This window comes from Arsenicicoccus sp. UBA2120 (genome assembly GCF_002330965.1).
Lineage (GTDB): Bacteria > Actinomycetota > Actinomycetes > Actinomycetales > Dermatophilaceae > Arsenicicoccus > Arsenicicoccus bolidensis.
This window is the reverse complement of record NZ_DCYC01000102.1, coordinates 1-9,640: the sequence shown is the minus strand read 5'-3', so window position 1 is coordinate 9,640 and position 9,640 is coordinate 1. Positions and strand designations below refer to the sequence as shown.

At 72.0% G+C, this 9,640-nt stretch carries 6 protein-coding genes; 3 read left to right on the top strand and 3 right to left on the bottom strand.

From position 1 onward, the window contains the following. Window positions 1-25: 25 nt before the first annotated feature. Both B2P18_RS17480 and B2P18_RS17475 read right to left on the bottom strand, forming a co-directional pair. Window positions 26-556 carry a GNAT family N-acetyltransferase gene (locus B2P18_RS17480; protein WP_286961742.1) on the bottom strand — a complete coding sequence of 177 codons (531 nt, stop codon included), beginning with the start codon at window positions 554-556 and terminating at the stop codon, window positions 26-28. An 88-nt stretch (window positions 557-644) separates the two neighbouring features. Beyond that, complete coding sequence (locus B2P18_RS17475) at window positions 645-3,698, bottom strand: glycine--tRNA ligase (protein WP_286961758.1); 3,054 nt, start codon at window positions 3,696-3,698, stop codon at window positions 645-647. A gap of 102 nt (window positions 3,699-3,800) precedes the next feature. Between B2P18_RS17475 and pcrA the strand changes: the two genes are divergently transcribed. After that, window positions 3,801-6,254, top strand: coding sequence for a DNA helicase PcrA (gene pcrA, locus B2P18_RS17470; RefSeq protein ID WP_286961740.1), 2,454 nt, complete (start codon window positions 3,801-3,803; stop codon window positions 6,252-6,254). A gap of 454 nt (window positions 6,255-6,708) precedes the next feature. Here pcrA and B2P18_RS17465 read toward each other — a convergent pair whose 3' ends face one another. Beyond that, window positions 6,709-7,575 (bottom strand): M23 family metallopeptidase, encoded by an 867-nt coding sequence (locus B2P18_RS17465; protein ID WP_286959251.1) that lies wholly within the window; start codon window positions 7,573-7,575, stop codon window positions 6,709-6,711. 185 nt (window positions 7,576-7,760) lie between these two features. Between B2P18_RS17465 and B2P18_RS17460 the strand changes: the two genes are divergently transcribed. Beyond that, entirely contained in the window at window positions 7,761-8,162 is a 402-nt protein-coding gene (locus tag B2P18_RS17460) for a cobalamin B12-binding domain-containing protein (RefSeq protein ID WP_286959253.1), read from the top strand. Between the two features lie 364 nt (window positions 8,163-8,526). Then, window positions 8,527-9,640: M4 family metallopeptidase (locus B2P18_RS17455; protein WP_414630891.1), on the top strand; the 1,114-nt coding region annotated here is incomplete at its 3' end.

Here is a 9,640-nt window from a genome sequence, read left to right as displayed (position 1 = left end):
CGCCGGGGTTCGCACGGGCGCCTCGTCACAGCGCGATCCAGTAGCGGCGCGTCCGCGCCCCCGGCGCGTGCTCGCGCACGTCCTCCAGCTCGCCGCCGTTGCGCTCGATGACCGCAGCCGACGCCAGGTTGGTGTCGTCGCAGGTCACGAGGATGCTGTCGAGGTCGAGCCGCCGGGCCCGGGGGAGCACCTCACCGAGCGCCCAGGTGGCCAGCCCGCGCCCGCGGGCCGACGGCCGTATGCCGTAGCCCACGTGGCCGCCGACCTCGAGCAGGTGCGGGTTGAGCGTGTGACGGAGCTGGATCGCGCCGAGGTAGGTGTCATCGTCCGCGACCCACACGGTGGTGGCCGGCACGTAGCCGTGGGGACGCTCGGACGTGGGGTCGGCCTGCAGCAGCAGCTGCTCCACCCAGTCCGCGAAGCCCGCTGCGCTGCGGAGCCCAGGGACGTCCGCCGGGAGCGAGGCCCCGTCCTGGTGGACGCCCGGTCCCCACTCGTCGAGCGACTCCAGCCAGGAGCGGCGCAGACGGGTGGTCGGGGCGATCAGCTGCGGCATACGGCCCACCCTCCCAAAAGATCGTGAGGGTTTCCCCCAACTTTCTTGGAGGAACCCTCACGATCTCGGGTCAGGGGGGCGGGTCAGGTCAGGCCAGGGCCGTCGACAGCGCGGACCAGTCGACCTGGCGCGGCGCCGCGGCGCGAACGGAGGCCAGCAGCCCCAGCCGGGCGGCCCGCACCTCGGGGTCCTCGGCCATGACCAGGATGTCGTCGAAGAACCGCGCCACCGGGTCGACCAGCGCCTTGCCCTGCGTTGCGAAGGTCTCGAGGTCGGCGCTCGACCCCTCGGGCAGGCCCTCGAGGGCCTCGCGCAGCTCGACCTCGGCCGGCTCGGTGAGCCGGGAGGCGTCGTATGCCGTCGCGGTGCCCTCCGGCACGATCCGCCCGATGCGCTGCAGGGACGCCACGATCGACCGGAATCCCTCGTCGCCGCGCAGCGCCTCGGCCTGGGCGAGCGCCGTGGTGGCCTCGCCGGGGGTGGCGGCACCGGGCAGGACGGCGTCGATGAGGTGCACCGAGGTGCCCTCGTCGCGCAGCAGCTGGGCATAGCGCCCGACCGTGAACTCCAGGGCGGCGTCGACGGACTCGTCGGACACCTCGACTCCCTGGGACCGCAGCCGGACCGCGGCGGCCTCGAGCCCGGAGCGGATGGACAGGTCGGCGAGCGCCTGGCCGACGACGCCCTGGTCGCGCAGGATCCGCACGACGCCGAGGGCGGCGCGGCGCAGGCCGAAGGGGTCGGAGGACCCGGTGGGCTTGGCGCCGATGGCGAACATCGCCATGAGCAGGTCGAAGCGGTCGCCGAGGGCCAGCAGCGCGCCGGGCACGGACGCGGGCAGGGCGTCGGCGCTGGTCTTGGGCTGCTCGGTCTCGTAGAGCGCGTCGGCCACGGCCTGGGGCTCGCCGGTGCGGACGGCGTACTCGCGGGCGACGAAGCCGGCCAGGGAGGTCATCTCGGTGACCATCTGGGTGGCGAGGTCGTACTTGGCGAGGGCGCCTGCGCGCGTGAGGGTCTCGCGGTCGGCGGCGCCGAGGGAGACCTGGTCGGCGAGGGCGGTGGCGACGTCGGCGATGCGGCGGGCGCGCTGCCCGACCGAGCCGAGGCGGTCCTCGAAGGTCAGCTGGTCAAGGCCGGGCACGAAGGACTCGACGGAGTCGGTCTGCAGGTCGGCGTTCCAGAAGAACAGCGCGTCCTCGTAGCGGGCGCGGATGACCGACTCGTTGCCGGCCTTGACGGTGGCGTCGTCGCAGCGGCCGTTGGCCATGGTGACGAAGTGCGGCAGCAACGCCCCGGACGCGTCCAGCACCGGCAGGTAGCGCTGGTGCTTGCGCATGACGGTGGTGAGGATCTGCGCGGGCAGGTCGAGATAGCGCTCGTCGAAGTCGCCGAGCACGCCGTGCGGCTCCTCGACGAGGTTGGTGATCTGGTCGACCAGGGCCGCCTCGGCCTCCACGTCGACCCGGCCGCCGGCCCGCGCGGCGAGGGCCTCGGCCTGCTCCACGACGGCGGCCCGCCTGGCAGCGGTGTCCAGCGCGATGCCTCCGCGGCCGATGGCAGGGAGCAGCTCGTCGGCCGAGGGCACCTCGACGTGGCCCAGCAGCACGCCGTCGCCCCGCTCCTGCCGCTCGACGCCACCGGTGGTGCGCTGCAGGTAGGTCTCGCGTCCCGCGACCAGGCGCGACACCTGCACGGGCACGACGGTCTCGCCCCACAGGGCCACCAGCCAGCGGATCGCCCGCGAGAAGGACAGGGACGGGTCGGACCAGCGCATGTTCTTCTCGGCGCGCAGGCCCGTCACGACCTCGGCGAGCAGCGGGGTCAGCACGTCCATGACGGTGCGACCGGGCTGCTCGACCACGACGCATGCGTGCTCGGCGCCCTGCACCTCCAGGCGCTGGACCTGGTCGACCGAGACCTTCTGGCCCCGGGCGAATCCCTCGAGCGCCTTGGTGGGGTTGCCCGCGGCGTCATACGCGGCCTGCCACTTGGGGCCCTTGCGGACCTGCTCGGTGTCGGGCTCGCGCGCCGCGACGCCCTCGACGACGGCGACGATGCGCCGAGGCGTCCCGTCGACGCGGATGGCGCCGTGCTCGAGGCGGGTGGCGGCGAGGCGCTCCGTCAGGGCCGCGCGGACCTGCTCGACGGTCGCGGGCACGACGTGCGGGGGCAGCTCCTCGACGCCGATCTCGAGGGCCAGGGTCTGCGGCTCGGTCGGCAGCGCGGACTCGTCGACCGTGGGCGGCTCGGCCGCCGGCGGCTCGACGGACCGCATCAGCGGGTGGCCCAGCTCGGCGCGGCGCTCGATCCACAGGGCCGCCGTGTCGCGCATGAGCCGCCGCATCGTGGCGAAGGCGCGGGCGCGCTCGGTCGTCGAGATCGCGCCGCGGGCGTCGAGGACGTTGAACGCGTGCGAGGACTTGAGGATGTAGGAGTGCGCGGGGACCGGGAGGCGGGCCTCGACCATGCGCGTGGCCTCGGCGACATAGCTGTCGTAGAGCGCGCGGTTGGTCTCGACGGACGCGTCGTCGAGGTAGTAGCGGCTCATCTCGTACTCGGACTGCCCGAAGGCCTCGCCGTAGGTGATGACCTCGCCGGAGGGCTTGCGGGCGTAGGCGATCTCCTTGAAGTGGGTCACGCCCTGCACGGCCATGAGGATGCGCTCGACGCCGTAGGTCAGCTCGACGGGGATGGGGTCGAGGTTCTGCCCGCCCACCTGCTGGAAGTAGGTGAACTGGGTGATCTCCATGCCGTCCAGCCACACCTCCCAGCCGAGGCCCCACGCGCCGATGGCGGGCTGCGCCCAGTTGTCCTCGACGAAGCGCACGTCGTGGGCGGCGAGGTCGATCCCGAGCGCCTCGAGGGACCCGAGGTAGAGCTCCTGCGGGTCGCCGGGCTCGGGCTTGAGGATGACCTGGAACTGCGTGTGCGTCTGGAGGCGGTTGGGGTTCTCGCCATACCGGCTGTCGTCGGGCCGCACGGAGGGCTCGACGTAGGCGACGTCCCAGGGCTCCGGTCCGAGGACCCGCAGGACGGTCGCGGGGTTCATCGTCCCCGCTCCCACCTCGGTGTTGAAGGGCTGCACGGAGAGGCAGCCCCGCTGGGTCCAGTAGTCGGACAGGATGCGGAGGGCGTCTTGCATGGTCAGCACCCGCCCAGCCTACGTGGTTCGGCGGCGTCGGCCCGTCACCGAGACCCGTCCGGCGAGGGTCTGTCAGTGGTGGGCCGTAGTCTTGTCGCTGCGATGGAATCCCTCTTCGACGACCTGCCCATGTCCCCTCCCACCCCCGCGATGCGCCCGGCCGCGGCCTCCGGCGACGTCGACGAGTCCGGCCTGCCCGCCTGGGCGCTGTCCGACGACGTGCCGCCTCCGACGGACGCCGACGCTCCTCCGTTCGACGACGGGTCGTATGCCGCCGCGCCCGGCCTCCACGGGGGCACCGGACGGGGCGCGTTCGCCGCCTCGCGCGATCCCGAGCAGATCGTGGCGGGCCTCAACCCGCAGCAGCGCGAGGCCGTCGTCCACGAGGGCGGGCCGCTGCTCATCGTGGCCGGCGCCGGCTCGGGCAAGACCCGCGTTCTCACCCAGCGCATCGCCTACCTCCTGGCGGCGCGCGGAACCCAGCCGGGCGAGATCATGGCGATCACCTTCACCAACAAGGCGGCCGCCGAGATGCGCGAGCGCGTCGAGGCCATCGTCGGGCCGCGGGCCAAGGCGATGTGGGTGTCGACCTTCCACTCGGCGTGCGTCAAGATCCTGCGGCGCGAGGCCAAGGCGGTGGGGCTGAGCTCGAGCTTCTCGATCTACGACGCCGCCGACTCCCAGCGCCTGATGGCGATGGTGCTGCGAGACATGGACCTCGACCCCAAGCGCTACCCGCCGCGGTCGTTCAGCCACCAGGTGTCCAACCTCAAGAACGAGCTGGTCGACGAGGAGACCTACCGAGACCGCCTGGGGGAGAGCGCGACCCACCAGGAGCGCCTGCTCGGCGAGGCCTACGTCGACTACCAGCGCCGGCTGCGCCAGGCCAACGCGATGGACTTCGACGACCTGATCATGACGACGGTCAACATCCTGCAGGCCTTCCCGCAGATCGCCCAGCACTACCACCGCCGGTTCCGGCACATCATGGTGGACGAGTACCAAGACACCAACCACGCGCAGTACGAGCTGGTCCGGCAGCTCGCGGGCGGGCCGACGGTCGAGGGCGCGCTGCCGATGGCCGAGCTCGTCGTCGTGGGTGACGCGGACCAGTCGATCTACGCCTTCCGCGGCGCCACGATCCGCAACATCGTCGAGTTCGAGCAGGACTACCCGCAGGCGCGCACGATCCTGCTGGAGCAGAACTACCGCTCGACCCAGACGATCCTGCAGGCCGCCAACGCCGTCATCGCCAAGAACCCCGACCGGCGCAAGAAGTCGCTCTGGTCCGACCAGGGTGACGGCGCGCCGATCGTGGGCTACGTCGCGGACAGCGAGCACGAGGAGGCGTCCTTCGTCGCGCAGTCCATCGACCGGCTCGGCGACGAGCACGGGGTCAAGCCGCGCGACGTCGCGGTCTTCTACCGCACCAACGCGCAGTCCCGTGCCCTCGAGGAGGTGTTCGTGCGGGTCGGCCTGCCCTACAAGGTGGTCGGCGGCACGCGCTTCTACGAGCGGCGCGAGGTCAAGGACGCGCTGGCCTACCTGCGGGTGATCGCCAACCCCGAGGACACCGTCAACCTGCGCCGGATCCTCAACGTCCCCAAGCGCGGCATCGGCGACCGCGCCGAGGCGTGCGTGGCGGCGCTGGCCGAGCGGGACCGCACCAGCTTCGTGGCGGCGCTGGGCCACCCCGAGGACGCGCCGGCGATCGCCACCCGGTCGGTGACGGCGATCAAGGGCTTCACCTCGCTGCTCGAGGGGCTGCGCGAGGTGCGTGACGCCGGAGGCGGCGTCGGCGAGCTGCTCGAGGCGGTCGTGGACCGCTCCGGCTACCTCGCCGAGCTGCAGGCCAGCCACGACCCTCAGGACGAGACCCGCATCGAGAACCTCAACGAGCTCGTCGCCGTGGCACGGGAGTTCGACGAGACCTATCCCGAGGGCGGGCTCGACGACTTCCTCGAGCAGGTGTCGCTGGTCGCCGACTCCGACGAGATCCCGGACGAGGACGACGGCTCCGGCGTGGTCACCCTCATGACCCTGCACACCGCCAAGGGCCTGGAGTTCCCGGTCGTCTTCCTCACCGGCATGGAGGACGGCACCTTCCCGCACAGTCGCGCCCTGGGCGACAGCAAGGAGCTCGAGGAGGAGCGGCGCCTGGCCTACGTCGGCATCACGCGGGCCCGCGAGCGGCTGCACCTGTCCCGCGCCGCCGTCCGATCCGCCTGGGGGCAGCCGCAGTTCAACCCCGCCTCGCGGTTCCTCGACGAGATCCCCGACGAGCTGCTGGACTGGCAGCGCACCGAGTCTGCCCTGATGGGGCGGTCCTCGGCGCCGACGGTCGCTCGCCTCGGCGGCATGCGGCAGGCGCGCGGCCCGGCCAGGCCGGTGCCGTCCCTGTCCGCGGGCGACCGGGTCAACCACGACTCGTTCGGCCTCGGCTCGGTCGTGCGCGTGGAGGGCGTCGGCCCCAAGTCCATGGCGACCGTCGACTTCGGCGGCGACACCGGCGTCAAGCGCTTCCTGCTCGGGATCGCCCCGCTCGAGAAGCTCTAGCGAACGGTCTGCCACCCGATCCCGGGCACGACACGACCCGCTCGACCTCGTCGCGGCAGGTCGCGGATGGACCGGGCGGCGGACCGACCGGTCTCCCGCGGCAGGATGCTGGTCAGCGCCCACTCGCCGTCGGCTGCCCGACGGCGGGCATCTGAGTATGGCGACCCGCCGTCACTGGCAGGCCGCGTCACGGTCCCGGTTCTTGCTCGGATCCCGTCCCCTCGCGCCGGCTTCGCGATGGCGGGAGGCCGCCGCGGCGCAACCAACTGCTGCACAACGGGCCGACGTGGCGGATGGGGCTGTTGCGGCACAACGGAATTCGCGGACATGACGATCCGATGTGCAGCAGTTGTGCACGCCACGTGCCGTCGCGGCGGTCAGGGTCGCGCTGGGAGCGCGGTGGGTGCGCGCCGGGGGCGGCGTGGTGTGCCGGGTTCGCGCTGGGAGCGCGGGGTCAGACGCCGACCTTGCGCTTGCGGAGCTCGATCTCGGGGTCGGCGGCGTCCTTGAGGTTCGGGTCGCCGTGCGGGTGGATCTCGAGGTGCAGGTGCGGTCCGGTGGAGCGGCCGCTGTTGCCGGACAGCCCGATCGTCTGGCCGGCACCGACCTTGGCGCCCAGCGCGACGTCGGCGCGGCTGAGGTGGGCGTATCGAGCCAGGCTCCCGTCGGTGAACGTCACGTCGATGTAGGTGCCGTAGACACCGTGCCCCGTCTTGACGTCGGTGATCACGCCGGTGGACAGGGAGCGCAGGGGGGTGCCGATCGGAGCCGCGAAGTCCAGGCCGTGGTGGACGCCACCCCAGCGGGGGCCGAAGCGCGAGGTCAGGCGGTAGGGACCGCCCATGGGGCCGACCCACGCAGGGGGAGCGGGCTTGGCCGGGGTGGCGGCCGCGGGCGCGGCCGGGGGAGCGGCGATCGCCGCGGGGACGGTCACCGTCGACGGCGTCGTGGCGGCGCGGTAGAGCGCGCGGGGGACGGCGACGGTGCGGACCGAGCGGTCGGCGCGGTCCAGCCGGCTGGAGCGACGAGCGAGGAGCGAGGAGGTGTCCTCGGCCGGTGCGGGGGCCACGGCGGCGGGAGCCAGGGCGACCGGGGCCGCGGCGGGCACGCTCGCCGCGACGCGAGAGGCGGCCTGTGCCGACCCGGTCCGGGCGTCGTCGCCACCCACGGTGGTGACGGTGACAGCCACGGCGACGGCCGTCAGGGTCGTGACGGCTCCTGCCGTGGCGAGGCGGGGGCGAGGACGGGTGCTGCCGCTCGCGCGGTGCCGACCGGAGCTGCCGTGGACGTGCGCAACCTCGGACAGAGGGGGGAGGGGCATGCGGGTTACCTGACATCGGCGGGCGAGGGGGCAAGTCAGGCTAACCCGTGATGTTTTCGTTACGCAATGCGAGCGTACGGGTGAAGCGGTGCGTCTGACCTGCGCAGATCCACGTCCAGGCTCCGCCACGTGGCACGCATCACCCCGCCGGTGCCGAGCGGGTCCCCCTGGGCTAGGCTGGCGGCATGAGCGAGTCCAGGTTGCGAATCCTTGTGGCCAAGCCGGGTCTTGACGGCCACGACCGTGGTGCAAAGGTGGTGGCTCGCGCGCTGCGTGACGCCGGCATGGAGGTCGTCTACACCGGCCTGCACCAGACCCCCGAGCAGATCGTCGAGGCGGCGATCCAGGAGGATGCCGACGGTGTCGGTCTGTCCGTCCTGTCCGGCGCCCACATGACCTTGTTCAAGAAGGTCATCGACCTCCTGCAGGCCAAGGAGGCATCCGACATCGTGGTCTTCGGCGGCGGCATCATCCCCGAGGACGACATCAAGCCGCTCAAGGACATGGGCGTGGCCTATGTCTTCACCCCTGGGGCCACCACCACCGAGATCGTCGAGTGGGTCACCTCCAACGTCGACGCCCACTGAGCTCAGCAGATCGCACCGCACCCCTCTGGACCATCAGGGGCATCCTCGCCGGACCGGCGAGGATGCCCCTTCCTCATGCCGCCGTCACGGCCCCCGTGCGGGTGTGCCGTTGCCTGGATGCGACCTGGTAATGACCTGACCACATGTAACGCCATGTCACACATTCCCGGGTAATCGGCTTGAAGTGGGTCAAAGCGCCACCCGTTCGGCCCAACTTGGCTCACCGGTATTTACACCCGAACGAGGGTGTGTGAGATTCCGTGCACCGGTCGGCGGGCCCATCAGGACAGCTCACGTCCCCCACCTCCGGTCCCCCTCGGCAGCGCTCTGCTCGGCGCTGCCGCGTACCCGCAGGAGCCATCTCATGAAGCGAATCACCATCGGAGCTGCGTTCGCGATCGCGTGCGCCACGGCCGCCACGCCCCTGGTCGTCACGGGCGCCCAGGCCGCCGACCAGAGCGGCAGCGGCAACGACAAGGCCACGGTCTTCGTCGCCGCCGACACCCGCGCAGGCCTCGTCAAGGCCGCCCAGGCGGACTCCGCCGCGCTCGTCAAGGCCGTCGGCCTGTCCGCCGACGACGCGTTCGTCGTCAAGGACGTCATCAAGGACGCCGACGGCAGCTCGCACGTCCGCGTCGACCGCACCTACAAGAAGGTGCCCGTCGTCGGCGGCGACCTGGTCATCCACCGCGACGCGTCCGGCAAGGTCACGGGTCACGACGGCACCTTCGACGGCGCCATCACGGTCGACCTGTCGCCCAAGGTGTCCAAGGCCCAGGGCGAGGCCAGGGCGCTCGCCGCGGCCAAGGAGCACAACGGCGACAAGGGCCTGGCGGGTGCCGCCGTCAAGCAGACCGGCCTGGTCCTCTACGTCGACGGCGCCGGCACGCAGCACCTCGCCTACGAGGTGCGCACCACGGGCGTGGAGAAGGACAAGACCCCGTCGCGCATCGCGAGCCTGGTCGACGCCGACACCGGGGCCAGCCTGCGGTCGTACGACGAGATCCACCAGGGCAGCGGCACCGGCATCTACGTCGGCGGCGTCCCGCTGTCGACGACCTACTCCGGCGGCACCTACTCGCTGCGCAACCCCTCGACGGGCAACTACACGACGGACTCGGGCAACACGACGACGACCGGCACCACGATGACGGACGCCGACGACCGCTGGGGCACCGGCTCCAACAGCAACCGCCAGAGCGCCGCGGTCGACGCGCAGTTCGGCGCCGACAAGACCTTCGAGTACTTCAAGACGACCATGGGCCGCAACGGCATCTGGAACGACGGTCGTGGTGCCCGCTCACGGGTCCACTACGACAGCAACTACACCAACGCCTTCTGGGACGGCAGCCAGATGACCTACGGCGACGGGGCCGGCAACGCCCACCCGCTCACCGAGATCGCCGTCGCCGCCCACGAGATGCGGCACGGCGTCACGCAGACCACCGCCGGTCTCGTCTACTACGGCGACGCCGGTG

Excerpts from the sequence above, each read along its gene's own strand:
- B2P18_RS17475 (WP_286961758.1), bottom strand. The coding sequence starts at position 3,698 with ATGCAAGACGCCCTCCGCATCCTGTCCGACTACTGGACCCAGCGGGGC.
- pcrA (WP_286961740.1), top strand. The coding sequence starts at position 3,801 with ATGGAATCCCTCTTCGACGACCTGCCCATGTCCCCTCCCACCCCCGCG.
- B2P18_RS17460 (WP_286959253.1), top strand. The coding sequence starts at position 7,761 with ATGAGCGAGTCCAGGTTGCGAATCCTTGTGGCCAAGCCGGGTCTTGAC.
- B2P18_RS17480 (WP_286961742.1), bottom strand. The coding sequence starts at position 556 with ATGCCGCAGCTGATCGCCCCGACCACCCGTCTGCGCCGCTCCTGGCTG.
- B2P18_RS17465 (WP_286959251.1), bottom strand. The coding sequence starts at position 7,575 with ATGCCCCTCCCCCCTCTGTCCGAGGTTGCGCACGTCCACGGCAGCTCC.